26 protein-coding genes are annotated in these 26,608 nt (G+C 69.2%); 14 read left to right on the top strand and 12 right to left on the bottom strand.

Translation table 11 applies throughout. The features are described 5' to 3' along the window. Window positions 1-122: 122 nt before the first annotated feature. The 6 genes from ACSQ2B_RS17940 (at window position 123) to ACSQ2B_RS17915 (ending at window position 3,775) form a co-directional block, all read left to right on the top strand. Window positions 123-527 (top strand): Imm6 family immunity protein, encoded by a 405-nt coding sequence (locus ACSQ2B_RS17940; RefSeq protein WP_436051927.1) that lies wholly within the window; start codon window positions 123-125, stop codon window positions 525-527. A gap of 64 nt (window positions 528-591) precedes the next feature. Next, complete coding sequence (locus tag ACSQ2B_RS17935; protein ID WP_436051925.1) at window positions 592-777, top strand: hypothetical protein; 186 nt, start codon at window positions 592-594, stop codon at window positions 775-777. Window positions 778-802: 25 nt separating this feature from the next. Further along, a complete protein-coding gene (locus tag ACSQ2B_RS17930; RefSeq protein WP_436051923.1) occupies window positions 803-985 on the top strand; it encodes a DUF3606 domain-containing protein in 183 nt (60 codons plus the stop codon). Window positions 986-1,180: 195 nt separating this feature from the next. Beyond that, window positions 1,181-2,887: an FAD-dependent oxidoreductase gene (locus ACSQ2B_RS17925; protein WP_436051922.1), complete on the top strand. Its 1,707-nt coding sequence runs from the start codon at window positions 1,181-1,183 to the stop codon at window positions 2,885-2,887. Beyond that, window positions 2,884-3,441 (top strand): NADPH-dependent FMN reductase, encoded by a 558-nt coding sequence (locus tag ACSQ2B_RS17920; RefSeq protein ID WP_436051920.1) that lies wholly within the window; start codon window positions 2,884-2,886, stop codon window positions 3,439-3,441. The genes ACSQ2B_RS17925 and ACSQ2B_RS17920 overlap by 4 nt, the downstream gene beginning before the upstream one ends. 49 nt (window positions 3,442-3,490) lie before the next feature. Next, on the top strand, window positions 3,491-3,775 hold the full coding sequence (locus ACSQ2B_RS17915) for a hypothetical protein (protein WP_436051918.1): 285 nt from the start codon (window positions 3,491-3,493) through the stop codon (window positions 3,773-3,775). 6 nt (window positions 3,776-3,781) lie between these two features. On the opposite strand, the gene ACSQ2B_RS17910 is transcribed toward ACSQ2B_RS17915, so the two are convergent. Further along, the gene (locus ACSQ2B_RS17910) at window positions 3,782-4,558 is read right to left on the bottom strand and encodes a molybdopterin-dependent oxidoreductase (protein ID WP_436051916.1); all 777 of its coding nucleotides are present in this window, start codon (window positions 4,556-4,558) and stop codon (window positions 3,782-3,784) included. Further along, window positions 4,555-5,385: a cytochrome b/b6 domain-containing protein gene (locus tag ACSQ2B_RS17905; protein ID WP_436051915.1), complete on the bottom strand. Its 831-nt coding sequence runs from the start codon at window positions 5,383-5,385 to the stop codon at window positions 4,555-4,557. The genes ACSQ2B_RS17910 and ACSQ2B_RS17905 overlap by 4 nt, the downstream gene beginning before the upstream one ends. Before the next feature lie 123 nt (window positions 5,386-5,508). Between ACSQ2B_RS17905 and ACSQ2B_RS17900 the strand changes: the two genes are divergently transcribed. From ACSQ2B_RS17900 to ACSQ2B_RS17890, 3 genes are all read left to right on the top strand, one after another. Next, complete coding sequence (locus ACSQ2B_RS17900) at window positions 5,509-5,715, top strand: hypothetical protein (protein ID WP_436051913.1); 207 nt, start codon at window positions 5,509-5,511, stop codon at window positions 5,713-5,715. 81 nt (window positions 5,716-5,796) lie between these two features. After that, window positions 5,797-6,717, top strand: a complete 921-nt coding sequence (locus tag ACSQ2B_RS17895) for a thioesterase family protein (protein ID WP_436051911.1) — start codon at window positions 5,797-5,799, stop codon at window positions 6,715-6,717. A 29-nt stretch (window positions 6,718-6,746) separates the two neighbouring features. Then, on the top strand, window positions 6,747-7,181 hold the full coding sequence (locus ACSQ2B_RS17890) for a DUF488 domain-containing protein (RefSeq protein WP_436051909.1): 435 nt from the start codon (window positions 6,747-6,749) through the stop codon (window positions 7,179-7,181). 195 nt (window positions 7,182-7,376) lie between these two features. On the opposite strand, the gene ACSQ2B_RS17885 is transcribed toward ACSQ2B_RS17890, so the two are convergent. Further along, the gene (locus ACSQ2B_RS17885) at window positions 7,377-8,591 is read right to left on the bottom strand and encodes a pentapeptide repeat-containing protein (RefSeq protein ID WP_436051907.1); all 1,215 of its coding nucleotides are present in this window, start codon (window positions 8,589-8,591) and stop codon (window positions 7,377-7,379) included. Window positions 8,592-8,771: 180 nt separating this feature from the next. Then, complete coding sequence (locus ACSQ2B_RS17880) at window positions 8,772-9,452, bottom strand: CHAP domain-containing protein (RefSeq protein WP_436051905.1); 681 nt, start codon at window positions 9,450-9,452, stop codon at window positions 8,772-8,774. 474 nt (window positions 9,453-9,926) lie between these two features. Here ACSQ2B_RS17880 and ACSQ2B_RS17875 point away from each other — a divergent pair, with 474 nt between their 5' ends. Then, complete coding sequence (locus ACSQ2B_RS17875; RefSeq protein WP_436051903.1) at window positions 9,927-10,718, top strand: TerC family protein; 792 nt, start codon at window positions 9,927-9,929, stop codon at window positions 10,716-10,718. Window positions 10,719-10,821: 103 nt separating this feature from the next. After that, the gene (locus ACSQ2B_RS17870; RefSeq protein ID WP_436051901.1) at window positions 10,822-13,074 is read left to right on the top strand and encodes a beta strand repeat-containing protein; all 2,253 of its coding nucleotides are present in this window, start codon (window positions 10,822-10,824) and stop codon (window positions 13,072-13,074) included. A 3-nt stretch (window positions 13,075-13,077) separates the two neighbouring features. Here the strand turns inward: ACSQ2B_RS17870 and ACSQ2B_RS17865 are convergent, their stop codons facing one another. Continuing rightward, window positions 13,078-15,240: a primosomal protein N' gene (locus ACSQ2B_RS17865; RefSeq protein WP_436051900.1), complete on the bottom strand. Its 2,163-nt coding sequence runs from the start codon at window positions 15,238-15,240 to the stop codon at window positions 13,078-13,080. Window positions 15,241-15,337: 97 nt separating this feature from the next. On the opposite strand from ACSQ2B_RS17865, the gene fsa reads away from it, so the two are divergent. The 3 genes from fsa to ACSQ2B_RS17850 all read left to right on the top strand — a co-directional run bounded on the left by fsa (window position 15,338) and on the right by ACSQ2B_RS17850 (window position 17,700). After that, window positions 15,338-15,991, top strand: a complete 654-nt coding sequence (gene fsa / locus ACSQ2B_RS17860; RefSeq protein WP_436051899.1) for a fructose-6-phosphate aldolase — start codon at window positions 15,338-15,340, stop codon at window positions 15,989-15,991. Between the two features lie 90 nt (window positions 15,992-16,081). Further along, window positions 16,082-16,759 (top strand): DUF484 family protein, encoded by a 678-nt coding sequence (locus tag ACSQ2B_RS17855; protein ID WP_436051897.1) that lies wholly within the window; start codon window positions 16,082-16,084, stop codon window positions 16,757-16,759. Continuing rightward, window positions 16,744-17,700, top strand: coding sequence for a tyrosine recombinase XerC (locus ACSQ2B_RS17850; RefSeq protein WP_436051895.1), 957 nt, complete (start codon window positions 16,744-16,746; stop codon window positions 17,698-17,700). Before ACSQ2B_RS17855 ends, ACSQ2B_RS17850 begins: the two co-directional genes overlap by 16 nt. A 65-nt stretch (window positions 17,701-17,765) precedes the next feature. On the opposite strand, the gene ACSQ2B_RS17845 is transcribed toward ACSQ2B_RS17850, so the two are convergent. The 7 genes from ACSQ2B_RS17845 to sucC all read right to left on the bottom strand — a co-directional run bounded on the left by ACSQ2B_RS17845 (window position 17,766) and on the right by sucC (window position 26,409). Beyond that, on the bottom strand, window positions 17,766-18,020 hold the full coding sequence (locus ACSQ2B_RS17845; protein ID WP_436051894.1) for a hypothetical protein: 255 nt from the start codon (window positions 18,018-18,020) through the stop codon (window positions 17,766-17,768). A gap of 55 nt (window positions 18,021-18,075) precedes the next feature. Further along, window positions 18,076-18,519, bottom strand: a complete 444-nt coding sequence (locus tag ACSQ2B_RS17840) for an N-acetyltransferase family protein (RefSeq protein ID WP_436051892.1) — start codon at window positions 18,517-18,519, stop codon at window positions 18,076-18,078. A gap of 7 nt (window positions 18,520-18,526) precedes the next feature. Further along, window positions 18,527-19,933, bottom strand: coding sequence for a dihydrolipoyl dehydrogenase (lpdA, locus tag ACSQ2B_RS17835; RefSeq protein WP_436051890.1), 1,407 nt, complete (start codon window positions 19,931-19,933; stop codon window positions 18,527-18,529). A gap of 96 nt (window positions 19,934-20,029) precedes the next feature. Then, complete coding sequence (gene odhB, locus ACSQ2B_RS17830; protein ID WP_436051889.1) at window positions 20,030-21,244, bottom strand: 2-oxoglutarate dehydrogenase complex dihydrolipoyllysine-residue succinyltransferase; 1,215 nt, start codon at window positions 21,242-21,244, stop codon at window positions 20,030-20,032. A gap of 52 nt (window positions 21,245-21,296) precedes the next feature. Further along, window positions 21,297-24,248, bottom strand: a complete 2,952-nt coding sequence (locus tag ACSQ2B_RS17825) for a 2-oxoglutarate dehydrogenase E1 component (protein WP_436051887.1) — start codon at window positions 24,246-24,248, stop codon at window positions 21,297-21,299. Window positions 24,249-24,331: 83 nt separating this feature from the next. After that, complete coding sequence (sucD, locus tag ACSQ2B_RS17820) at window positions 24,332-25,210, bottom strand: succinate--CoA ligase subunit alpha (protein ID WP_436051886.1); 879 nt, start codon at window positions 25,208-25,210, stop codon at window positions 24,332-24,334. Then, window positions 25,210-26,409: an ADP-forming succinate--CoA ligase subunit beta gene (sucC, locus tag ACSQ2B_RS17815; RefSeq protein ID WP_436051884.1), complete on the bottom strand. Its 1,200-nt coding sequence runs from the start codon at window positions 26,407-26,409 to the stop codon at window positions 25,210-25,212. Before sucC ends, sucD begins: the two co-directional genes overlap by 1 nt. Window positions 26,410-26,608: the final 199 nt, after the last annotated feature.

The following is a 26,608-nucleotide window of genomic DNA, read 5'->3' as shown; positions in this document are numbered from 1 at the left end:
GCGGCCTGTCAAATGCTGACGCCGGAAATAAGCAGGGGCGCCGAGCCTGTCGGAGGTGGTCGCCGGCCGGGCCCGCGGCGACGATGCGCCCGGCAGGGATCGCCTGCGCAGGACGCTGAAGCATGGGACTGCGTGCTGAACTGACCGGACTTCCGCCGCGTGAGCAGGCCCGGCGACTGGCCGCCGTCGCTCAGCCCCTCGTCGCGCAGATCGAGCGGACCGAGGCCGACGCCCGTGAGGCCAAGGCCGCCCTGGCCGCGATCCGGGCGTGGGGCGGCGGCGAGCGCCTGACCGGCCGCAGCTTCTCTGACCTCGTCTACAGTGAAGAGGAGCGCGGCACGCTGCGACGGCTCTCGGAGGCGGCCGGCGAGCCCAGTGAAGGCGCCTGGAACGCGCTCACGACGATCGCGATGTACGTCGCCTGGCTCGCCTACCGCGAGACCTGTGAGCCCATGCCCGGCGACGTCAACGAGGTGGACGAGGACACGCTGGACCTCCTCGACGAGCAACTGGGCCGGTCCGCCTAACGCCTGCAGCGGCCGCCGCCAAACGAGGCGGCGGAATTCCGCGGCCCGTGCTAGACCCCTGCATATGAGCGACGATCCGAAAGACGCTGCCCCGAAAGACAGTGGCGACGAGACGCCGATCCAGCGCGCCCTGCGCCTGAAGAAGGCGGCGATCGACGCCAAGCCGAAGCCGCCGCGCGGCGGCAAGTTCCAGCGCGAGCAGGCCGCCGCCATGACGACCGGCGTGTCCAAGCCCTGGATGAAGCGCTAGTCTCCCGCCGAAGCGGGGAGGATCCATGGCGGGCCTGAAAGACAAGCGCGGATTCATCGACAAGGAGCGGCTCGACCTCTCCGAGCGCAAGGCCGTGGAATACTGGATGAAGCGCTGGGGCGTGACCCGCGACCAGATCACCGCAGCCCACCGCAAGGTCGGCCGGTTGACCAAGGACATCGCCGCCGAACTCGGCAAGAAGCGCTGAGCGGCGAGACCCGCGGCGCGCCCCGCCTGCCCGCGACCTGCTCCCGATGACGATCCCGGCCTGATTTGCGCGGCGAGCGTTCGACGCGGCTGTCGCGCGGGTGCATGCTCGCGGGCCGTCGGACGCCGGCTTGAGCCCATCGCTCCGACATCTTGGTCCGCCCCAGGGCGGCCTGGCTCCGACGCGGAGGAATTCATGGCGACAGCGCCGTCCAGCATCATCGACACGCGAGGCCACCAGGCTTTCCCGATCCTGAACCCTGCCGAGATCGACCGGCTTGGCGCCTTCGGCGCGCTGCGGAGCTACGCCGCCGACGAGCACCTCATGAAGATGGGCGAGAGCGACCACGGACTGGCGGTCATCCTGTCGGGCGGGGTCGACATCCTGGCGCGCGAAGCCGGCCAGGTTCGGCGGATCGTCAGACACCATGCCGGCAGCTTCATGGGCGAACTGGCCCAGCTGACCGGTCGGCCGTCGCTGGTCGAGGCGGTCGCCGTCGGCGCGGTCGAGGCGATCCTGATTCCGCCGGAGCGGTTGCGCGCCGTCCTGGTCTCCGAGGCCGAGCTCGGCGAGCGGATCATGCGCGCCCTGATCCTGCGCCGGGTCGGCCTCCTGGAACAGGGCACCGGCGGGCCGATCATCCTGGCGCCCGAAGGCGATCCCGAGGCGCGCCGGATCGAAGGCTTCCTGATGCGCAACGGCCATCCGCGGCGCCGGCTGGTCACCTGCCGCGATCCGGAGGCCGCGGCCCTGGTGGCGCGCTTCGAGATTCCCGCGGCCGACCTGCCGATCGTGCTGTGCCCGGACGGCTCCCTGCTGCGCAATCCGAACGAAGGCGACCTCGCCCGGTGCCTCGGCCTGGTGTCGCCGATCGACCCGGACCGGATCTACGACCTGGCGGTCGTCGGCGCCGGCCCCGCCGGCCTGGCGGCGGCGGTCTACGCCGCCTCGGAGGGCCTGTCGGTGCTGGTGCTGGACTGTCGCGCGTTCGGCGGCCAGGCCGGCGCCTCGGCGCGGATCGAGAACTACCTCGGCTTTCCGACCGGGATCAGCGGCGTCGCCCTGATGGCGCGCGCCCACAACCAGGCCCGCAAGTTCGGGGCCGAGATCGCCATCCCCGACGAGGCGGCCAGCCTCGCCGCGCATCCGGACGGCGGCTATGCGATCGCCCTGGCCAACGCCGAGCAGGCGCGCGCCCGCGCCGTGGTGATCGCCGCCGGCGCCCGCTACCGGCGGCTCGGCCTGGAGAGCCTCTCCCAGTACGAGGCCGCCTCGGTCCACTACTGGGCCTCGCCGCTGGAAGGCCGGCTCTGCGCGGGCCAGCACGTCGCCCTGGTGGGGGGCGGGAACTCGGCCGGCCAGGCGGCGGTCTATCTCGCCAGCCAGGTCGCCAAGGTCGCCCTGATCATCCGCGGTCCGGGGCTCGAGGCCAGCATGTCGCGCTATCTGATCGAGCGGATCGCAGCGACGCCGAACATCGAACTTCGGCCTCACACCGAGATCATCGGCCTGGACGGCGACGGCGGCGCCCTGGAGGCCATCCGCCTGCGCGACGTCCGCACCGGCGCCGAGATCCGCGAGGCGATCCGCCACATCTTCCTGTTCATCGGCGCAGATCCCAACACCGACTGGCTGGCGGGGTCGGGGATCGAGCTGGAGGCCAAGGGCTTCATCGCCACCGGCGACACGGCGGGGGCGGGCCATGAGCTTGAAACCAGCCTGCCCGGGGTGTTCGCCATCGGCGATATCCGGGCGGGGTCGGTGAAGCGCGTCGCCGCCGCCGTCGGCGAGGGCGCCCAGGCGGTGGCCGCGGTGCACGCCTATCTCAGCCGCGTCGACCTTGCGGCCCACGCGGTCGCGCCGCCGGCGCGCGCCGCGCCGGAAAAGGAGCTTGCCCAGTGAGCGCGCTCAAGATTCTCGGCTTCGCGGGCAGCCTTCGCCGCGCCTCCTTCAACCGCGCGCTGTTGCGCGCCGCCCAGGACCAGGCGCCCGAGGGCATGGTCATCGAGATCTTCGATCTCTCCGTGGTCCCCCTCTACAACGGCGACGTCGAAGCCGAGGGCGATCCCGACGGCGTGGTCGCCTTCAAGCAGGCGATCCGCGACGCCGACGGCGTCCTGATGGCTACGCCAGAGTACAATCACGGCGTCCCGGGCGTGATGAAGAACGCCGTCGACTGGGCGTCGCGCCCGCCGCAATCGGCGCCGCTCGCCCACAAGCCGGTCGGCATCATCGGCGCCTCGCCGGGCATGACCGGCAGCGCCCGCGGACAGAGCCAGCTGCGCCAGGCCTTCGAGTTCACCAACTCCTACTGCATGCCGCAGCCGGAGCTGCTGGTGTTCCGCGCCCACGAGAAGTTCGACCCCGAAGGGCGGCTGATCGACGAGACCACCGGCGCCTATCTGCGCCGTTACCTCGAAGCCTTCATGGAGTGGACGCACCGGCTGAGGGTCTGAACGGCCACGCCAGGCGTTGCGTTCGCGTCAGCGGAACAGGAGAGCCCCCGTGATCTTCGCCATCATCGGCCTTCTCAAACAGCCGGTCCCGCCCCGCGACGCCGCCTTCGAAGCCGCGCTCAACGCCCATCTGGCCCAGCCCAATCTGCGGATCGTCAACGCGGGATATTTGCGCGACGCCGAGCAGGCGCTGATCGGCCACCTGGCCCTGGTCGAGACGGATAGCTTCGGCCAGGCGAAGGCCTTCCTGGAGACCAGCCCCTTCCAGACCGGCGGCTTCTACGAGCGGACCGAGATCGCCGAATACGACAACGAGGTCGGCCGGCTGGGGTGATCGCCCTCAGATGCCGGCGTACCACTCGTAGCCGCGGTCCTCCCAGAAGCCGCCCTTGCCGCCCCTGATGTGGGCGAAGTCGGCGACCGCCTCCAGGCGCATGACGTACTTGGCCTGCTTGTAGCCGAGCTGGCGTTCGACCCGCAGGCGCACCGGCGCGCCGTAGGCGACCGGCAGCGCCTGGTCGTTCATGGCGTAGGCCAGCAGGGTCTGCGGATGGTAGGCGTCGATCAGGTCGACGCTCTCGTAATAGCGGCCCGAGCCGTCGGCGTGCTGGCCGCCGAGGCTGTCGGCGCAGTGAAAGACGATGTAGCGCGCCTCCCGCTTCAGCCCCGCCTTGTCGAGCAGCGGCCCCAGCCGCGCCCCGGTCCACTTGGCGATGTCCGACCAGCCCTCGACGCAGTCGTGCCGGGTGATCTGGGTGCGGGCGGGCTCGGCCCGCAGCTCCGCCAGGCTGAGCGCCAGCGGCCGCTCGACCAGGCCGTCGATCACCAGCTTCCAGTCGGCGAAGCCGTTCGCCACCAGGGCGACGTAGTCGGAATCGCTGGGATTGGTCGAGCCGTTGGCGCGGAAGTTGGCCGAGATCAGCGCCGGGCTGAACTCGCGGGCGAGCGCCTTGCGGTCGATGACGAGCCGCTGGGCGCGGCGGGTCAGTCCCTCGGCGCGCGCCAGCACGGCCTGGCCCTTTGGGCTGCCGCTGACCCGGTCGCAGGCGGCGAGCCAGAAGGCGCCCAAGCTGGCGGCCGCGCCCTTCAGCCAGGCGCGGCGGTGGGCGAGGCTCATGCGGACTCTCCTTCGACCTCGCCCTCGACGTCGATCGCGTAGCGGCCGGTGATCATCGAGCGGATGTTGTTCCAGACGCCTGAGACCACCACCATCACCAGGTGGACGATGACGAAGAGGACGATCAGGGCGGCGCAGATAAAATGGATCGAGCGGGCCGACTGGCGGCCGCCGAACAGGTCCAGCAGCCAGGGCGCGGCGGCGTTGAACCCGGGGGACATGGTCAGGCCGGTCACCACCATCAACGGCAGCAGCATCAGGGCGACCGCCAGATAGCTCAGCTTCTGCAGGACGTTGTAGCTGCGCGCCGCCTCGCCCTTGGGGAACTTCAGCTGCGCGTGGGTGACGATCTCGTGCAGGATATGGCGCGGTCGGAGCTGGGCCCGCGTGGGCCACAGATCGCGCCGGATGTGGCCGCCGATCAGGCTCCAGGCCAGATAGACCAGGCCGTTGATCACGAAGAGCCAGGCGAAGAAGAAGTGCCAGCGCCGGCCGCTCGCCAGGTCGCGCCAGCTGGGAACCGTGGCCCAGGCCGGGAAGGCCTGCCGCACTCCCGCCCCGGGCTTGCCGGACCAGCCGAGGACTCCGGTGGTCTCGAAGACCTTGCCGGCGACCTGGGTCAGGCCGACCGGCCGGCCGCCGCGCTCCGCAGCGCCGATCGCCAGCCACGGCCGGTCGAAGGTGGATTTGGCGCCCCAATAGAGGGCTGGATGAGCGTTGAAGATCTGCAGCCCGCTCATTAGCAGCAGGCTGAGCGCCAGCACATTGATCCAGTGGGTCAGGCGGGTCACGCCCGAGTGGCGGCGAACCAGCAGCCTGGTCTTCATCTCACGCCTCCGGACGTCGCATCGAGCATCCTACAACGACCATACGACGTCGCGCGCGCTCCGGATGCGGAACGCCGGCGCCCGCCCGGCGCTTTCCTTGCCGAAGTGGCGAAGGAGCTGACCATGGCCAATGAACGCACAGGCATGCCCGAGCCGCCGAAGGGCGTGGCGAACGAGAACCGGACCCAGGCCGAACGCTATCCCCAGGTCAACCAGACCGACGCGATCCTGGGCGAACGCCGCAGCTTCGAGCCGGCCGCGGACTTGCCGGAATCCGCCGCCGAACGCCGCCTGGGGCCCGGAGGCGACCCGGCGGAAGGCAAGCCCTGAGGCGCCCAGATCCTCCCCCCCTAGGCCTGCGCGACGCCCGGCCCTAAGGTCCCCGCCAATCTGAAAGACGGGGAGCGGACGTTGGGTGAAGCGATTGAAGTGTGGCGTGGCAGCGTGGCGACCTGGGAGTGCGACTCCATGGGGCACCTCAACGTCGGCTTCTATGTCGCCAAGGCGATGGAGGGGCTGATCGGCCTGGCCGCCGAACTCGGCATGCCCCACGCCTTCGCGCCGCACGCCCACTCCACCCTGGTCGTGCGCGAACAGCACATCCGTTTCCTGCGCGAGGCCCAGGTCGGCGCGCAGCTGCACATCGAGGCGGGCGTGCTGGAGATGGGCGAGGAGGAGGCCCGCGTCCTGCTGCTGATGCGCCACGAGGACGGCGAACTGGCGGCCAGCTTCCAGATGCTGGTGGCGCACGCCACCTCCCGCGAGGGCCGCGCCTTCCCCTGGCCGGACCGGGTCCGTGCGCGCGGCGAGGCGCTGGCGATCCAAATGCCCGAGAAGGCCGCGCCGCGCGGCGTCGCCCTGGGTCCGATCGAGAGCGCCGCCAGCCTGACGCGCGCCCTTGAGCTCGGGGTCAAACGCATCGGCATGGGCGCCTTCCGGACGGTCGACTGCGATCCCTTCGGCCGGATGCGGACCGAACTGGTGATGGCCCGCATCTCGGATTCCGTCGCCCACCTGATGTCCGATCTGTTGACCGGGCTGGGGACTGGCGGCGAACGGAGGCTGGGCGCGGTGGTGCTCGAATATCGCTTCGTCTTCCTCGACTGGCCGCGCGCGGGCGACCGTTACGAGCTGCGCTCCGGCATGGTCGGGGCGGAGCCGCGGCTGCGCCGCATGGTCCACTGGTTCCTCGACCCGGCCAGCGGCCGGCCGTGGGCGTCCGCCGAGGCCGTCGTCGCCGTCTTCGACCTGGAGACCCGCAAGACCGTCGCCCTGACCGACGATGAGCTCGTCCCTTGGGCCAAGGCCGCCATTGCGGGGCTTTCGATCTGAGCCGCCGCTTCGCGCAACGGAGAGACGCGATGAAGACCCTGGCCACCATCGGCTACGAGGCCGCCACCCAGGACCAGGTGATCGACAAGCTGAAGCGCGCCGGCGTCGAAGTGCTGATCGATGTCCGCGCGGTGGCGGCCTCGCGCCGCGCTGGCTTCTCCAAGCGGGTTCTGGCGGCCAGCCTGGAGGCCGAAGGGATCGACTACGTCCACCTGCGCCAGCTCGGCACGCCCAAGCCGGGCCGGGACGCGGCGCGGGCCGGCCGCATCGCCGAAATGCACGCCATCTATGAGGATCACCTGCGCGAGCCCGCCGCCCAGCTGGAGCTGGCCAGGGCCGCCGAGATCGCCGGCCAGCGCAAGGCCGCCCTGCTCTGCTACGAGGCCGACGTCCACCACTGCCACCGCGAGATCGTCGCCGACCGGCTGCGCGACGAGATCGGCTGCAGGATCGAGAACCTCTGATCCCCCTACACCGTCATGGCCGGGCCCCATCCCGGCCACCCATGAACGTCGAAGGCGCAGGGATGGTCCCCGTTTCCCGTGCGCATGGGTTCCCGGCACAAGGCCGGGAATGACGGTGGGAGGAAGGGCGGAGCCGCGGGTCCCTAGGTCAGCGCCCATGCGAACAAGCCGGACGATGACGGCGGTATAGGTTGCTCAGACCTCCATCTCGGCCTGCTGCAGGTTGCAGCCTTCGAGACGGGCGTGTTCGAGGTCGCACTCGAGGAAACGGGCGCGCGGCGCGCTGGCGCCGCGCAGGTCGGCGCCGCGGAAGGTGGCGCGGGTGAAGTCGGTGCGCACGTAGCGGCCCGGAGCAATCATCAGCGGTCCGAGCTGGGCGCCGCGCAGGTCAGCGCGGGCGAGCTGGGCGTCCGCCAGCTTGGCGCCGCGCAGGTCCGCCTCGCGCAGGTCCGCCCCGCGGAAGTCGCCGCCGGAGAGGTCCGCGCCCTGCAGCTGCACCTTGCGCAGGTCCAGGCCGAAGAAGATCGAACGCGGCGCGATCAGCGCGGTCAGGCGCCGGCCCTGCAGCGTTCGCAGGGGCCGGAAGTCGATCTCGGACAGGTTCATCACCGCGCCCTGCTGGCCCTCGGACGAGCAGTAGGCCTCATATTCGGCCAGGACGTCGGTCAGCGGGCGGTCGTCGATATAGACCAGCGGCGGCGGCCCGCGCAGCACATTGGACATGTCCGCCTCGTCCAGGCGGGTGTGTTCGAGATTCACCCCGGAGAGAACCGCGCGCTTCATCGAGGCGCCCGTCAGGTCGGCCCCGCCCAGATCCGCCCCGGAAAGATCCGCGCCGTCGAGCACGGCGCGCATCAGCCGCGCCCCGGCCAGATGGGCCCCCGCCAGCACCGCGTCGGTGAAGTCGCTGGCCGTCGCCATGGTCCCGCTGAGATGGGCGCCGGCGAGGTTGGCGCCGGCGAGAATGGCGTAGTTGAGTTCGCCCGGCCGATGCTCGTGGCGCAGGACGCGGAAGCCGTCGAGCTTGTCCTGCAGGGCGATGCGGCCCTCGCGCAGATCGCAGCCGGCCATCTCCGCATGGGCGAGATTCGCGCCGCGCAGGCAGGCCCCGCGCAGATCCGCACGCTTGAGGTTGATGCGGCGCATGTCCGCCTCGCGCAGGTCGGCCCCGAACAGGATGGACCGCGACAGGTTGGCGTCCGACAGGTTCGCCCCGGAGAAGCAGGCCCCGGCGAGATCGGCCTCGCGCAGGTCGACGCCGTGGAGGTCGCAGTTCGACAGGTCCGCGTAGGTGAGAGACATGCGCCGGCCGCCGGCCCGGCCCGTGAGATAGCGCTGATGCGCCTCGACGGCTTCACGCAGGGACTGCGCGTCGAGGGGCGTATGATGTTGCGGAAGCGTGCTCGTCATGGGGGCGGCCTTGTTGATCCGAGCCTGCCCGAACGCGCTTAAGGAACCGTGTCCGCCGCGCGATTTTCTTGCCGATCTGCAATCTTGGATTGCGCCGCCGAGCTCGGCGGGTGAGCGACCTCAGGCCGCGCCATGTCAGGGTTCGAGGCTCTCGCCCCGTCCCACAGCGACCGCGGAGGCCTACTGAGCGGGCTTGGAGTCGCCGCGGGTGGCCGCGGCGATCAGGGCGCCGATCTGGTCGGTGGAGTCGACCACCTGGCTCAACATGTGCAGCGGTCCGGCCCCGGGCCGCACGGCGGTGGCCATCTGGTTGGCGGCGGTCTGGGCCATGGCCAGCGCGGTGTTTTCGGCCGTATTCAGACCCGAGTTGGCGACACGGCGCGCCTGGGCGTCGGGATAGATGAAGCCGTAGGTCGGATAGGTCGAGCCGCCCAGGTCACGGCTGGGGTCGTACCAGACCTTCACCTGGCTCCAGTCGCCGCCCGGCGAGACGTCGACGAGCGTGACGTCCTTCTCGATCTTGCCGCGGGAGCCTTCGATCGGCGACCAGTTGGCGTGGGTGATCTGGACGATGCGGTCGGTCAGCACCTGGCTGACCACGGCCACGTGGCCAAGCTTCATGCGTTGGGTCGGCTTGAAGCACAGGACGGCGCCGGCGCGCGGCGTGAAGCCGGTCTCATACTTGCCGATCGCCTGGTTCCACCAGGTGCGGGCGTCGCCGAAGATCTGAATGCCGGAGATCAGGCGCGCGAAGGGAACACACTGCCAATAGGTGTCGGCGATCGCACCGGCGGTCGGCGTCAAGCTGACCACAGCCGCGACGGCTAAGGAACCCAGCAGGGTTCTCGTCCGTTTCCGCATGTTCTGGGGCCCTCCCCGACGCTACGTCCAAGGGATAACCCTAACCCCCAACGAGTGAAAAGAGCGTTTACGCCCTCGCGTCGGCGCGCCCGTGCGATCAGCCGCCTTCACATCGACGTTACCTCACCTATTTCCGACATCTCCGAAAGGTGTTCGAAGATTCTATGCGTCCCTGGCGCACGGATCATGCCCGCGTCCGCCTAAGATTCAACCACGCATACGCAACGTTGTTGAATTCGGATCGCCTCTATACACGAAATAACGCGATCGCCCCGCACCAACACCAGATCACGCAAGTGCGAAATGATTCGAAACAAGAGCTCGGACATTTGACGCAAATGATGGTGGCGCCGGCGCAACAGCGCTTCACAAAACCGCGACTGGCGCAGGCGCCTGTGGATAAGGCCGTCTGGTGACCTTTTGCTCGCCTGCGGCGTCCGTTCGGTTAAAAGCGCTGCAGGAGGCACAACCCGAATGGACAATATCGCCGCGCTCGCGGCCAGCCCGGCGGCCTGGGCCGCCCTCCTCACCCTGATCGTGATGGAGGTGGTGCTGGGGATCGACAACCTGGTGTTCGTTTCGATCCTCTCGAACAAGCTGCCGGAAGCCAACCGTCGCAAGGCGCGGTTGATCGGCATCTCGCTGGCGCTGGGACTGCGCCTGGCCCTGCTCTCGACGCTCGCCTTCATCGTCGGCCTGACCGAGCCGGTCATCACCCTGCCCTTCACCGCCCCGCTGGGCGAGGACGGCCATCCGATGATCGACGTCGCCTTCTCCTGGCGCGACCTGATCCTGTTCGCCGGCGGCCTGTTCCTCGTCTGGAAGGCGACCACCGAGATCAGCCACAGCGTCGATCCGCACCAGGGCGACGAGTTTCTCGACAAGCGCGGGCCCGGGGCGATCAGCTTCGGCGCCGCGATCGTCCAGATCCTGGCCCTCGACATCGTCTTCTCGATCGACTCCATCCTGACGGCCGTCGGCATGACCGATCACCTGCCGATCATGGTCGTCGCCGTCGTCGTGGCGGTGGGCCTGATGCTGGTGGCCGCCAATCCGCTGGCGGACTTCATCAACAACAACCCCAGCGTGGTGATGCTGGCCCTGGGCTTCCTGCTGATGATCGGCGCGACCCTGATCGCCGACGCCTTCGGTATCCATGTTCCTAAAGGCTATATTTACGCGGCCATGGCATTCTCCGGCCTCGTCGAGGGGCTCAACATGGCCTCTCGCCGGGCCAGGAGCCGCGGCGGGAAGTCCCACCACTGAACCGGCGTCGCGCGTTGTACCGACGCGCGACGCAACCTAACCTTGACGGGCAGGTGAGTCGCGCAACTGCCGCGCTCGCAGGGAGCCGCCTCGTCGGACGCGCATGCCGATCAGTTACCTCTCGGCCGCACAGATTTCTGCGCTGGACATCACGGTCTTCCAGCAGCTGTCCAGCACCAAGATCGGACAACTGACTCAAAGCCAGATCAGCGCCCTGACGATCACCGAGGTGGAGGCGCTTACGAGCGCCCAGGCCGTCGCGCTCACGGCCACCCAGGTCAAGGGCCTCACGGTCGCCCAGATCCCCCACGTCCGCGACTCGGTGGTGTTCGATTCCAACCAGCTGCTGGCGCTGAACGGCGCCCAGCTGAGCGCCATGAACGAGACCCAGTTCGGCCGCCTCGGGCCGACGCAGGTCGGTCAGCTGTCGGCGACCCAGGTCGCGGGACTGGCGACCACCCGGCTGTCGTCGCTCGACAGCGCCCAGATGGCGGCGCTCAGCACCACCCAGGTGCGCGGCCTGACCAGCGCGCAGCTCGCCGGCCTCACCGCCACCGACATCGGCGAGCTCTCGGCGACCCAGATCGGCGCCCTGACCACCACTCAGGTCGGATGGCTCACCGCCACCAACACCGGCGCCTTCAGCGGGGCCCAGGTGCAGGCGCTGACCTCCAGCCAGATCGGCGCGCTCACCACCACAGGCCTGGGCGCCCTGCCCACCAGCCAGATCGGCCTGCTGACCTCCACCCAGCTGGCCGGGCTGACCACCACCCAGGTCGCCAGCCTGAGCGCCGACGATTTCGCCGCCCTGTCGTCCACCCAGATCATCGGCCTGCCGCCCGCCGACTTCGCCGTCATCTCGGCGACCAACCTCTGGAGCCTCGACACCGCCGTCATCCAGGGCCTGACGACCACCCAGTTCGCCAACGTCAGCACGACCCAGATCGCCGGCATGGGGACCGCGGACTTCGCCAAGCTCAGCGCGGGCCAGATCGCGGCCTTGAGCCCGTCGCAGCTCGGCGCGCTGTCGGGGACCAATCTCCTCGCGTTCAGCGACACCCAGCTCGGCGCGCTCACCGTCAGCCAGATCCAGGGCCTGTCGGCCGCCCAGCTGTCCGGCCTCAGCTCTGCCGAGCTGACGCGGTTCTCCAACACCCAGATCCTGTCGCTCAAGCCCGCCCAGATCGGCGCGCTGGCCGCGGACACCTTCTCCGCGCTGGACGCCACCCTCGTCGGCGGCCTTTCGACCTCCCAGGTCGCCGGCCTCTCGGCCTATCAGGCGCACCGGCTGTCGACGGCGGACATCGCGGAGTTCTCCGTCACCCAGGTCTCCGCCCTCACCGCAGGCCACATCGGCGCGCTCACATCCAGCGCGCTGGCGTCGCTCAGCACCACCCAGTTCAAGGCGCTGACCTCGACCCAGCTCTCCGCCGTCAGCGCCAGCGCCTTGGACGCCCTCAGCGCGACGCAGATGGCGGCGCTGACGACCACCCAGATCACCGGCCTCGCCACCGGGACGATCAACGCCCTCACCTCCGACGCGCTGACCGAGCTCAGCAGCACCCAGATCCTGGCCTTCACAACGGCTCAGGTGGCCGCGCTGTCGACCAGCAATCTGATGTCGTTGACCACGACCGAGATCGGCGCCCTGGCCAGCGCCCAGATCTCCGCCCTCACCACCACCCAGGTCGGGGTGCTGACCGGCAGCCAGATCGACCAGCTGCACGTCTTCCAGATCCAGGCCATCTCCAACAGCCAGGCCGCCGCCCTGTCCTCCAGCGGCGTCGCCGCCCTCAGGACCGAGCAGCTGGCGGCCTTCAGCCTCGGCCAGCTGGGCGCGCTGTCGACGACCGCCCTTTCCGCGCTCACCTCGACCCAGATCGGCGTGCTCACCACCACCCAGGTGCGGGCCTTCAGCGCCGTGCAGCTGCGCAGCATGAGCGACAGCGATCTCGACCGGCTGACGCTGACCCAGCTTGGCGCGCTGCAGCCGATCCAGGTCTCCGCCCTGACCACCACCGTCTTCGGCGGCCTGTCGAGCAGCGAAGTCGCCGCCCTGACCACCACCCAGATGTCCGGGATAACCTCGAGCCAGCTCTCGGCCCTGGCGGCGGTGGACTTCAGCGCGGTGACCGCGACCCAGGTGGCGGCCCTGAGCGTGACCCAGGTCCGCACCCTGCCGACGACCGTGTTGGACGCCTTCAGCACCTCGCAGATCGCCGCGCTCACCATCACTCAGATCCCGGCGCTGAGCTCGACCCAGATCGCCTCGCTGACCACCACCCAGGCGCAGGCGCTGACCCCGATGCAGCTCAACGCCTTGTCCTCCGGCCAGATCGCCGTCCTGCCGACGTAGTCCCTAGAGAAAGCTGTAGGGATCGATGTCGATGGAGACGCGGATCGCCGTCGGCGGCTTCACCCGCGCGCGCCAGGTGGTCATGTAGGCCGACAGGTCGACGCCGCGGTCGGCGCGGACCAGGAAGCGCTTGCGGCGACGCCCGCGAACCAGGGCCAGCGGCGCGTCCGCCGGCCCATAGACCTCCACCCCCTGGGCGTTGGGCGCGGCCTGGGCCATCTCGCGCATGAAGGCCTCGAGCTGGCCGAGATCCGGCCCCGAGGCGATGACCGCGGCCAGCCGGCCGAACGGCGGCAGCTTGGCGAGCTCGCGCTCCTCCATCTCGGCGGCGACGAAGGCGTCGCGGTCCTGGGCTTTCAGCGCCTGCATCACCGCATGCTCGGGCGCGTAGGTCTGCAGCAGCGCCTTGCCGGGCCGGTCCCGACGTCCCGCCCGGCCGGTCGCCTGGGCCAGCAGCTGGAAGGTGCGCTCGGCCGCCCGCAGGTCGCCGCCGCGCAGGCCGAGGTCGGCGTCGACCACGCCCACCAGGGTAAGCATGGGGAAGTTGTGACCCTTGGCGGCCGCCTGGGTCGCCACCAGGATGTCGATCTCGCCGGCGGTCATCGCCTCCACCAGCCGCCGCGCCTCCCGCGCATCGAACATGGTGTCGGAGGAGAAGACCGAGATGCGCGCCTCCGGGAACAGCATCCGCGCCTCCTCCTCGACCCGCTCCACGCCCGGGCCGATCGAGACCAGGCTGTCCTGGGCGCCGCAGTGCGGACAGCGTTCCGGCTTGGGCATGGAGAAGCCCGTCAGGTGGCAGACCAGCCGGCCGGAGTAGCGGTGCTCGACCAGCCAGGAGTCGGTGTCGGGCGCGGTCATCCGCTCGCCGCAGGCCCGGCAGAGGACCAGCGGCGCATAGCCCCGCCGGTTGAGGAACAGCAGGGTCTGCTCGCCGCGCGCCAGGGTCTCGGCGATCGCCTGCACCAGCAGCGGCGACAGCCAGCAGCCGCTCGCCGGCGGCGTGGTGCGCAGGTCGACCAGCTCGATCTCCGGCAGCTGGGCGACGCCGTGACGCGAGGAGAGCCGCAGCCAGCGGTAGCGGCCTGTCTCGGCGTTGCGCAGGGTCTCCAACGAGGGCGTGGCCGAGGCCAGCACCACCGCCGCCTGCTCGATCTTGCCGCGCACCACCGCCAGGTCGCGGCCCTGATAGATGAATCCCTCTTCCTGCTTGAACGACCCGTCGTGCTCCTCGTCGACGACGATCAGCTTGAGGTTGGCGAACGGCAGGAACAGCGCCGAGCGCGCGCCGACGACGATGCTGCAGCGGCCGGCGGCCACCGCCTCCCAGACGCGCCGGCGGGCCGGGGGCGCGACCTCGGAATGCCACTCGCCGGGCTGGACGCCGAAGCGCTCGGCGACCCGGCCGATCACCGCCTGGGTGAGCGCGATCTCCGGCAGCAGGATCAGCACCTGGGCCTTGGGATCCTTGGCGAGCGCGTGCGCGGCGGTCTCCAGATAGACCTCGGTCTTGCCGGAGCCGGTCACGCCGTCGAGCAGGGCGACGTTGAAGCCGCCGTCGTCGACCATCTCGTTCAGCAGGCCCGCGGCGGCCGCCTGGCTGGCGTTGAGCTCCGAGCCTGAACGCGACAGGTCCGGCGCATCGAACCGGGCTTCCGGCGCGATCTCGAAGACCTCCAGCACGCCCTCGTCGATCAGCCCCTTCACCACGCCGGCCGAGACGCCGGCCGCCCGCGCCAGCTCCGCGGCCGGCGCCGGTTGCTGTTGGGCCGCCTCCTGCACCCGGGCCCGGGCTGGGGTCGAACGCACCGGCTGGACGCCGGTCGGGCGGACCATGCGGACCGGCTTGGGTTTGGGAACGCGCGCGCCGCGCAGCGCGATGGCCAGCACCTGGCCGGGATTGTCGACGGCGTAGCGCGCCGCCCACTGCACGAACTCCAGGGTGTTCGCCGGCAGGCGCGGCTCGTCCAGACGCCGGTCGATCGGCTTCAAGGGACGGTTGCCGCCGGCGGCTTCGCGCAGGCCCACGACCACGCCGCGCAGCAGGCGCGGACCCAGCGGGGCGGCCACCTGGTCGCCGACCGTCAGCTCCATGCCCTCGGGCTCGGCGTAGTCGAACGCCTCGGGGAGCGGCATCGGCAAAAGAATGGACGCGATGCGACTCATCTAATGTCCCGCTTGCGACGTTCGCAGGCGCTTAGAGGCTTTTGCGCTTTCACCGTCAGCCGCTACAAGCGCGAGCAGGCAACCGGAAGCGGGATCGATGCAGCTTTTCCTCGACACCACCGACGTCAACATCCTCAAGGACCTGGCCGCGACCGGCCTGGTGGACGGAGTGACCACAAACCCCACCCTGATCGCCAAGTCCGGACGGCCCATGCTGCAGGTCATCGCCGAGATCTGCGCCGCCGTCGAGGGCCCGGTCAGCGCCGAGGTCGCTGCGATGGACACGGTGGGCATGCTGGACGAGGGCCGCAAGCTCGCCGCCATCGCGCCCAACGTCGTGGTGAAGGTGCCGCTGACCCGCGACGGCCTGATCGCCACCCGCGAATTCGCCCACGAGGGCATCGCCACCAACGTCACCCTCTGCTTCTCGGCCTCGCAGGCCCTGCTCGCCGCCAAGGCGGGGGCGACCTACATCAGCCCCTTCATCGGCCGCCTCGACGACCATGGCGCCCACGGAATGGACCTGATCACCGAGATCCGGACCATCTACGACAACTACGACTACGACACCGAGATCCTGGCGGCGTCGATCCGCAACTCGGTCCACGTCACCCAGGCCGCGATGGCCGGCGCGGACTGTGCGACCATTCCGCCGTCCGTCTTTCAGGAGCTCTTCAAGCACCCGTTAACCGAGAAGGGTCTTGAACAGTTCATGAGCGACTGGGCCAAGACGGGTCAGTCGATTCTCTAGTGTGCTGGGTTTGAGGTTCGCCGGTGCACGGGTCGTGCGCTGAAGCGAGCTTCAAAGCCAAAAAGCACAGACTAAGGCCGGAGGTCGCCAATGGACGGATCGCAGGGCAGGATCGAGGATGCTCCTGTGGAGCCGGCCGCGGTGCGGCGCTTCCTGGCGGACAATCCGGAATTCCTGCGCGAGGACGACGGGCTCCTGGAGGAGCTCGGCCTCAAGCTCGCCGCCGGCAATGTGGTCGACTTCGGCCCCGCGGCGATCGCCCGGGTGCACGCCGCCCACCAGCGCGAGGCGATGCAGCGCCAGCAGCTGGAAGAAATCGCGCGGGCCAACTTCTCGGCCCAGGCCCAGACCCACGGCGCGGTCGTCGACCTGCTCGACGCGCGCGACCACGCGGACCTGGCCGCCCGGCTCGATCACCTGGCGCAGCACCGCTTCGGCCTCGCCGCCGGCGTAATCGCGGTGGAGGGCGAACGCGCGCCCGACGGCTGGCGGTCGCTGGTCGAAGGCCAGGTCGGCATGGTCTTAGGCGATCACGGCCTGGCCCGCATGGGCGTGCTGCCGATCGCCCACGGCCTGTTCGGCCCGCAGCACGGCGAGATCCGCTCCGTGGCCCTGGTTCGCATGGCCATCTGGGAGCCCTCTCAACAAGGCCTGCTGGCCTTCGGCTCGGCCGATCCCGAGGGCTTCACCCCCGACATGGGCTCCGAGCTCGTCGCCTTCCTGGCCCGGGTGGTGGAGCGCACGGCGGAGCGATGGCCGGTCCTTTAAGCGGCGGGCCTCTGAGCGCCGCCCCTCAGAGCGCCGATGCGGCCCGGGCGCTCTGGCTCGAGCACCTGGCCCACGAGCGCCGGGCCTCGCCGCGCACCCTGGAGGCCTACGGCTTCGCCGCGAGCCGCTACATCGCTTTCCTGGAGCGGCACCGCGGCGAAGCGATGACGGTTCCCGGCCTGGCCGAGGTCACCGCCGCCGAGGTCCGCGCCTGGCTCGCCCACCTGCGCTCCGGGAACCATCCGCTGTCGCCGCGCTCGCTCTCCCAGGCGCTGTCGGCGATCCGCACCTTCCACCGGTTTCTCGACCTGCGGCTCGATGCGCCCAACGCCGCCATCTCTCTGGTCAGAGGCCCGCGCGTGAAACCGGGCGCGCCCCGGCCGGTGACCGAGGACCAGGCCCGCGGCCTGATCGCCGAGCCCGGCCTCGACCCGGACCGCGAGGGCTGGGAGGTCGTCCGCGACCAGGCGGTGCTGACCCTGCTCTACGGTTGCGGCTTGCGGATCTCCGAGGGCCTGTCGCTGAAGCGGTCCGACGCGCCCTTAGGCGATAGCCTGCGGATCATTGGCAAGGGTTCGAAAACCCGCATCGTGCCGGTGCTGCCGGCGGTGCGCGAGGCCGTGGACGCCTATCTGGCCGAACAGCCCTTCACCCTCGATCCCGACGACGCCCTGTTTCGCGCCAAGCGCGGCGGGGCGCTCTCGCCGCGCCACGTCCAGGCGACGGTGCAGGCCCTGCGCGGCCGGCTGGGCCTTAGCCCCAGCGCCACGCCGCACGCCCTGCGCCATTCCTTCGCCACCCACCTGCTGGGCGCCGGCGCCGACCTGCGCTCGATCCAGGAGTTGCTCGGCCACGCCTCGCTGTCGACCACCCAGCGCTACACCGAGGTCGACGCTGCCCGCCTGCTCTCGGCCTACGCGAGCGCGCATCCGCGGGCCTGAGGCAGCCTTCCCGTCATCCCGGTTTCGCGCAGCGAAAGACCGGGCCCATGCTTCCGGGATGACGCCTATTTTGGGCGGAACGTGTACCGCGCCGGCGCGGCGACCATGCAGCCTTCGACCAGCCGCACGACGGCGTATTCGGCCTTGGCTCGCGGAAGGTCGCCCAGCTTGCGCGGCCTCGCCGTATTCCAGTCCTGCGGCCGAAGCAGCAGCGCCGGATCGACCGAGGTATGCAGCATGCCGGCGTTACAGGCAGCCTGGCTGCGGATCAGCGGGGCGTCGGATGCGGCGAGCCCGGCCGCCAGAAGAAGCGCGATCATGTCGCCCTCCGTTCGCAAGACCGCCATCCTGGCGCCGGCGTCGTGGCCCGCCAAATTAAGGTTTGGCCAGATCCCGCACCAGCCGGATCCACTGGACGTCCGACCCGCGATCGCGGCCGCGCTCGGCCGCGACGAAACCTTCGCGGGCGTAGAAGGCCTGGGCGCGGAGGTTCGCCTGCTGGACCTTCAGCGAGATAGGGCCGCCGGCGCGGCGGCTGACCTCGTCAAGCAGGGCCCGGCCGATCCCGCGCCCACGGTCGTCCACATAGAGCGAGTGGATGAAGTTCATCGGCCGGTAGAAGCCGGCCAGGCCGACGATGCGGCCGTCCCGGACGGCCACATAGATCTCTTCGTCGCGGGCCGCGCGCAGGAATTCCTCACGGCTGTGCCGTTCGGGCGGCAGCCAGGTGAAGGTGTCGCGCAACACCCTGACATAGAGGTCGGCGCAGGCCGGGAGCTCCTCAGGCCGCGCCCGCCGGATCTCCAGGTCCTGCGCCAAGGCAGGCCTAGGCCTGCATGGTCCAGCCTTCCACGCCCATGGCCGCCTGGCGAAGCGCCTCGGAGCGGGTGGGGTGCGGATGGCAGGTGCGGGCGACGTCCTCGGAGGCTGCGCGGAATTCCATGGCCACGCAGTACTCACCGATCATTTCGCTGACCGACGGGCCGATCAGGTGGGCGCCGAGGATCTCGTCGGTCGTCGCGTCGGCCAGCACCTTCGCGAAGCCCTCGGTCTCGTGGTTGATCTTCGCCCGGCTGTTGGCGAGGAAGGGGAACTTGCCGACCTTGTAGGCGCGGCCCTCGGCCTTCAGCTCCTCCTCGGTCTTGCCGACCCAGGCGACCTCGGGCGTGGTGTAGACCACGCTGGGGATGATCCCGTAGTTCACGTGGCCCGCCTTGCCGGCCAGGGTCTCGATGCAGGCGACCGCCTCTTCCTCGGCCTTGTGCGCCAGCATCGGGCCCAAGGTGACGTCGCCGATGGCCCAGACGCCCGGCGCCGAGGTGCGCCAGTGGTCGGTCTCGATGAAGCCGCGCTTGTCCGGGGTGATCCCGACCGTGTCCAGGCCGAGGTTCTCGGTATAGGGCCGCCGGCCGATCGCCAGCAGGACGTAGTCGGCCTCGAGGGTCTCGGCGGCGCCGCCGGCCACCGGCTCGACGGTCAGGCTGACGCCCTTCTTGGAAGTCGCCGCGCCGGTCACCTTGGCGCCCAGCTTGAACTCCATGCCCTGCTTGGTCAGCTCGCGCTGGAAGGTCTTGGCCACTTCGGCGTCCATGCCGGGCGAGATGCGGTCGAGGAACTCGACCACGGTCACCTTGGCGCCCAGGCGGCGCCACACCGAGCCCAGCTCCAGGCCGATGATGCCCGCGCCGATCACCACCAGGCTCTTCGGCACTTCCGGCAGAGAGAGCGCGCCGGTGGAGTCGACGATCCGCTGCTGGTCGACGGCGACGCCCGGCAGGCCGGCAGGCTCGGAGCCCGTGGCGATGACGATGTTCTTGGCTTCGAGCGTGGCGACCTGGCCGTCCTCGGCGGTGACCTCGACCTTGCCGGCGCCGGCGATGCGGCCCGCGCCCTTGATCCAGGTGACCTTGTTTTTCTTGAACAGGAACTCGATGCCCTTGGTGAGCGCCGTCACCGACTCGGCCTTCTGCTTCATCATCTGGACGAGGTTCAGCTTGGGGGCGACCTCGATGCCCAGGTGAGCGAACTCGGTGTTCGCCGCCGCAAACAGTTCGGAGGCGTGCAGCAAGGCCTTCGACGGCATGCAGCCGACGTTCAGGCAGGTGCCGCCCAGGGTGACGCGCTTCTCGACGACGGCCGCCTTCAGGCCCAGCTGCCCGGCGCGGATGGCGGCGTTGTAGCCGCCGGGTCCGCCGCCGATGATGATGACGTCGTAGGAAGTGGGTTCGGCCATGGTCGCGCCTGCTTGAAACCAGTTTGCGGGCGCCCAGGCGCCGACGAGGAGAGGACCAGCCCTATCCCCGCGGAGCGGAGGCAGGGCTGGGCGGGATCAGATATCCAGCAACAGGCGCTGCGGATCTTCGATGGCTTCCTTGACGCGGACCAGGAAGGTCACCGCGCCCTGGCCGTCGACGATGCGGTGATCGTAGCTGAGCGCCAGGTACATCATCGGCCGGATCACGATCTGACCATTCAGAGCCACCGGACGCTCCTGGATCTTGTGCATGCCCAGAATGCCCGACTGCGGCGCGTTCAGGATCGGCGTCGACATCAGCGAGCCGTAGACCCCGCCGTTGGAGATGGTGAAGGTGCCGCCCTGCAGGTCTTCCAGCGTCAGCTGGCCGTCGCGCGCCTTCTTGCCGAGGGCGCCGATGCCCTTCTCGACGCCGGCGAGGCTGAGCACGTCGGAGTCGCGCAACACCGGCGTGACCAGGCCCTTCTCGGTGCCGACGGCGACGCTGATGTCATAGTGGTTCTTGTAGATCAGGTCCTGGCCGTCGATCTCGGCGTTGACCTCGGGAACCTGTTTCAGGCCGTGGACGACGGCCTTCACGAAGAAGCCCATGAAGCCGAGCTTCACGCCGTGGCGCTTCTCGAAGGCGTCCTTGTGCAGGTTCCGCAGCGCCATGACCGCGCTCATGTCCACCTCGTTGAAGGTGGTCAGCATGGCCGCGGCGTTCTGGGCTTCCTTCAGGCGGCGCGCGATCGTCTGGCGCAGGCGCGTCATGCGCACGCGCTCTTCGCGTTCGTGCACCGAGCGGGCGGCCTGGGGCGCGGGGGCTGCAGCCGGGGCGCTGGCGCGGCCTTCCAGGGCGGCGAGCGCGTCGCCCTTGGTGATCCGGCCGTCCTTGCCGGTGCCGGAGATCGCGCCGGCGTCGAGACGGTTCTCGGCGACGACCCGCTGGGCCGAGGGCGCCAGGACCGGCTCGGCCTTCGCGACCGTCGCCGGAGCCGGAGCCGGCGCGGGGGCAGGAGCCGGAGCGGGCGCAGCGACCGCGGCCGGCGCGGGCTTGGCGGCCGCAGCCGCGCCGCCTTCGCTCACCCGACCGAGCACGGCGCCCGGGACGACCGTCGCGCCTTCCGCTGCGGCGATCTCCGAGAGCACGCCGTCGGCGGGGGCGGCCACTTCCAGGCTGACCTTGTCGGTCTCGAGCTCGACAAGGATCTCGTCCTTGCGCACCGCATCGCCGGCTTTTTTCGTCCACCGCGCCACAGTCGCTTCGGTGACAGACTCGCCCAAGGCAGGAGTCATGATGTCGGCCATGGGGAAGAGGCTCCTTAAGATCGCAGTCGGTGTCGGTTAAGCGCGAGTTGGTTTAAGCCAGGGCTTCCTTGAGGAAGGCGTCCAGCTCCTTGAGATGCCGGCTCATCAGGCCCGCGGCCGTCGAGGCCGAGGCCGGGCGGCCAACGTAGCGGGCGCGCTTGGCGGCGATGTTCAGCCGCTCCAGCGTGAGCTCCAGCCAGGGATCGACGAAGGTCCAGCCGCCCATGTTCTTCGGCTCTTCCTGAACCCACAGCAGCTCGGCGTTCTTGAACCGCTTCAGCTCCTTGGAGAGCGACTTCAGCGGCCACGGATAGAACTGCTCCAGGCGCAGGATGTAGACGTCGTCGCGGCCGGTGACCGCCCGGCGCTCGATCAGGTCGAAATAGACCTTGCCCGAGCACAGCAGCACCTTCTTGATCTCGGCGTCCGGCTTCAGGGTGACGCCGCCCACGTCGCATCCGGCTTCGGCTCCGTCGATCATCACCCGATGGAAGCTCGATCCCTCGGCCATGTCCGCCAGGTTCGACACCGCCCGCTTGTGGCGGAGCAGGCTCTTCGGCGTCATGACGATCAGCGGCTTGCGGAACTCGCGCAGCACCTGGCGGCGCAGGGCGTGGAAGTAGTTGGCCGGCGTCGTCGGATTGATCACCTGCATATTGTCTTCGGCGCAGCTTTGCAGGAAGCGCTCGAGGCGCGCCGACGAGTGCTCCGGACCCTGGCCTTCGTAGCCGTGCGGCAGCAGCATCACCAGGCCGCTCATCCGCAGCCACTTGCGTTCGCCCGACGAGATGAACTGGTCGATCACCACCTGGGCGCCGTTCACGAAGTCGCCGAACTGGGCTTCCCACATGGTCAGGGTGTTCGGATCGGTCAGCGAGAAGCCGTACTCGAAGCCGAGCACCGCCTCTTCCGAAAGCGCCGAATCCAGCACCTCGAAGTGGGCCTGGCCCGCTCCCAGGTTGCGCAGCGGGAAATAGGTTTCCTCGCTCTTCTGGTCGATCAGGCCCGAGTGCCGCTGGGTGAAGGTCCCGCGGACGCTGTCCTGGCCGGACAGGCGGACCGGATAGCCCTGGTCGAGCAGGCTGGCGAAGGCCAGGTGCTCGCCCGTGGCCCAGTCGAGGCCCTCGCCGGTCTCGATCGCCTCGCGGCGGCCGTGGATCACCCGCTCGACGGTCTTATGGACGCTGATCCGCTCCGGGATGGTGGTGATCTTGCGGCCGAGGTCGAGCAGCTTGGTCTTGGGCACGCCGGTCACGCGGCTGTCGTCGCCCGCCGGCAGCTTCAGGCCCGACCATTTGCCGTCCAGCCAGTCGGCCTTGTTGGCCTTGTAGGACTTGCCGGCGTCGAACTCGCTGTCGAGGAAGGTCGAGAAGTCGGCGAGCCAGCCGTCGGCCTCGGCCTGCGTGACCACGCCCTCGCCGACCAGGCGATTGGCGTAGAGTTCGCGCACGGAGGGGTGGCCCTTGATCTTCTGGTACATCAAGGGCTGCGTCATCGTCGGATCGTCGCCCTCGTTGTGGCCGAACCGGCGGTAGCAGAACATGTCGATGACCACGTCCTTGGCGAACAGCTGCCGGTATTCGGTGGCCACCTTGGCGGCGTAGACGACCGCTTCCGGATCATCGCCGTTCACGTGGAAGATCGGCGCTTCCACCATCAGCGCCACATCGGACGGATAGGGCGAGGAGCGGGAATTCTTCGGGCTGGTGGTGAAGCCGATCTGGTTGTTCACCACGAAATGCATGGTGCCGCCGACGCCGTAGCCCTTCAGGCCGGACAGGGCGAAGCACTCGGCCACCACGCCCTGGCCGGCGAAGGCCGCGTCGCCGTGCATCAAGAGCGGCAGCACATGGCCGCGGCCCGCGGTCGGGGTCTCACGCAGGGTGAAGGCCTGTTTGGCGCGGGCCTTGCCGATCACCACCGGATTGACGATCTCGAGGTGCGAGGGGTTGGCGGTGAGCGACAGGTGGACGCTGTTGCCGTCGAACTCGCGGTCCGACGAGGCGCCCAGGTGGTACTTCACGTCGCCGGACCCTTCCACGTCCGACGGAAGCGACGAGCCGCCCTGGAACTCGTGGAAGATCACCTGGTAGGGCTTGCCCATGACGGCGGCCAGCACGTTCAGCCGGCCGCGGTGCGGCATGCCGACGACGATGTCCTTCACGCCCATCGCGCCGCCGCGCTTGATGATCTGCTCCAGCGCCGGGACCATCGACTCGCCGCCGTCCAGGCCGAAGCGCTTGGTGCCGGGGAACCGTCGGTGGAGGAAGCGTTCGAAGCCCTCGGTCTCGATCAGCTTCTTGAGGATGGCGACCTTGCCGTCCTTGGTGAAGGTGATTTCCTTGTCGCGGCCCTCGATCCGCTCCTGCAGCCACGACTTCTCCTTGGGATCGGAGATGTGCATGTACTGCACGCCGATGTTGCCGCAGTAGGTGCGGCGCAGGATCGCCAGGATCTCGCGAAGCGTCGAGGTCTCGAGACCCAATACATAGTCGAGGAAGATCGGCCGGTCGTAGTCGGCTTCCGAGAAGCCGTAGGTCGCCGGGTCGAGCTCGGAGGCGTCGCCGGGCGTGGTGGCGATGCCGAGCGGGTCGAGGTTGGCCTTCAGATGCCCGCGCATCCGGTAGGCGCGGATCATCATGATCGCGCGCAGGGAATCCAGGGTGGCGGCGCGCACCGCGTCGCCGGTGACTTCAGGCTGGCGCTCGGCGATCTTGGCGCCGACCTTGGCCTGCACCGCCGGCCACAGGCCGTCGAGCGCGGGAAGCCATTCGGGCCGGGGCAGCGGGACGCTCGGCCGGATCCAGGCCGGCTCGGCGACGGCGCGCGTCGCATCCTCGGCGCGGTCGCCCAGCGTCGAGAAAAAGGCGCGCCAGGACGGCTCGACCGAATTCGGATCGGCCGCCCACTGCGCGTAGAGGTCCTCTACGAAGGCTGCATTGCCGCCGTAGAGGAATGAGGTCTCGGCGAGAACCTCGTTGATCAGGCCTGCGTCGTCCGCCATCTCATCCGCCTTCCGGGATCCGGCCGCGGAGCTTCTGATGAAAGGAGCCGAGGCGCGGACCGCCCTTTACGCTAAATTACCGTTCAGGCGCCTTTCAGCACCTCAAGCAGGGTCTCGCCCAGCTTCGCGGGCGACGGAGACACGCGGATACCCGCCGCTTCCATCGCCGCAATCTTATCTTCAGCCCCGCCCTTGCCGCCGGAGATGATCGCGCCAGCGTGACCCATCTGGCGGCCCGGAGGCGCCGTACGGCCCGCAATAAAGCCGACCATAGGCTTCTTGATGGGTGAATTCTTGATGAATTCCGCTGCGGCTTCCTCGGCCGAGCCGCCGATTTCACCGATCATGATGATCGACTCAGTCTCCGGGTCGTCCAGGAACATCTGCAGGACATCGATGAACTCAGTCCCCTTCACCGGGTCGCCGCCGATGCCGACAGCCGTCGTCTGGCCGAGGCCGACGTTGGTGGTCTGGAAGACCGCTTCGTAGGTAAGCGTGCCGGAGCGCGAAACAACACCCACCGAGCCGCGCTTGAAGATATTTCCCGGCATGATGCCGATCTTGCACTCGTTCGGCGTCAGCACGCCCGGGCAGTTCGGGCCGATCAGGCGCGACTTGGAGCCGGACAGCGAGCGCTTCACCTTGACCATGTCGGCCACCGGGATGCCCTCGGTGATGCAGATGATCAGCGGGACCTCGGCGTCGATGGCCTCGAGGATGGCGTCGGCCGCGAAGGGCGGCGGCACATAGATCACGCTGGCGTCGGCGCCGGTCTCGTTGACGGCTTCCTGGACGGTGTCGAACACCGGCAGGCCGATGTGCTTCGTCCCGGATTTGCCCGGCGAGGTTCCGCCGACCATCTTGGTCCCGTAGGCGATCGCCTGTTCGGAGTGGAAGGTGCCCTGCTTGCCAGTGAAGCCCTGGCAGATGACCCTGGTGTCTTTACCGATCAGAACTGACATTAGGCGGCCCCCTGCACGGCCTTGACGATTTTTTCCGCGCCATCGGAGAGGTCGTTGGCGGCGATGACGTTCAGGCCGCTCTGATTGATGATGTCCTTGCCGAGCTGGGCGTTGGTGCCTTCCAGCCGGACCACGAGCGGGACCGACAGCCCCGTCTCCTTGACCGCCTCGACCACGCCCGTGGCGAGCACGTCGCAGCGCGCGATGCCGCCGAAGATGTTGACCAGGATGCCCTTCACGTTCGGGTCGGCCATGATGATCTTGAAGGCCGCGGTCACCTTCTCCTGCGAGGCGCTGCCGCCGACGTCGAGGAAGTTGGCCGGCTCGGCGCCGTAGAGCTTGATGATGTCCATGGTCGCCATGGCCAGGCCGGCGCCGTTGACCATGCAGCCGATGGTGCCGTCGAGGGCGATGTAGGAGAGGTCGTACTTGGACGCCTCGATCTCCTTGGAGTCCTCTTCGCTCTCGTCGCGAAGCTCCTTGATGTCCGGATGGCGGTAGAGGGCGTTGCCGTCGAACGACACCTTGGCGTCCAGCACGCGCAGCTGGTCGTCGGCGGTGACGATCAGCGGATTGATCTCCAGCATGGCCATGTCCTTGGCCAGGAAGGCTTCGTAGAGCTGGCCAAGCAGCTTGGTCGCCTGCTTCTTCAGATCACCCGTCAGGCCCAGCGCCTTGGCCAGCGCCTGGCCGTGGTGCGGCCACACGCCGGTCGCCGGATCGATGGTGAAGGTGATGATCTTCTCGGGCGTCGCGTGGGCGACGTCCTCGATGTCCATGCCGCCTTCGGTCGAGGCCACGACCGAGACCCGGCTCGAGTCACGGTCGACCAGCAGCGACAGGTAGAATTCCTTGGCGATCGCGGCGCCTTCCTCGATGTAGAGGCGGTTCACCTGCTTGCCGACGGGGCCGGTCTGGTGCGTGACCAGCACGCGGCCGAGCATCTCGGCGGCGTTGGTCTTCACGTCTTCGACCGTCTTCAGGACGCGAACGCCGCCCTTGGCGTCGGGGCCGAGACCCTCGAACTTGCCCTTACCGCGGCCGCCCGCATGGATCTGGGACTTCACGACGAACACCGGGCCACCGAGCTGCTCGGCGGCCTTGACGGCTTCATCGACAGTGAACGCGGGATATCCGCGCGGGACGGCTACGCCGAACTCTTTGAGGACGGCTTTGGCTTGGTGTTCGTGAATGTTCATGGGGCGCGGGCGCTTGCCTATTGACATCGCCGGGTCGGCGAGTGGCGCGCGTTATAGGCGCCATGCCTGAGGCTGGCAACCGCGTGAGCTGCGGTTTTTGACGCTCTGCGCATGATCATTTTGCGCTGCAGCGACTCAGGGCCCCAAGCACGACTTCAGGGCGCCGCGCAATCGGGCGCCCGCCGGTCGCGATCGGGAT

The organism is Phenylobacterium sp. LjRoot225 (assembly GCF_964252855.1).
Taxonomy (GTDB): Bacteria; Pseudomonadota; Alphaproteobacteria; order Caulobacterales; family Caulobacteraceae; genus Phenylobacterium.
Note: the sequence above shows the minus strand (reverse complement) of the source record. Positions and strands in the feature narration are given on the sequence as shown.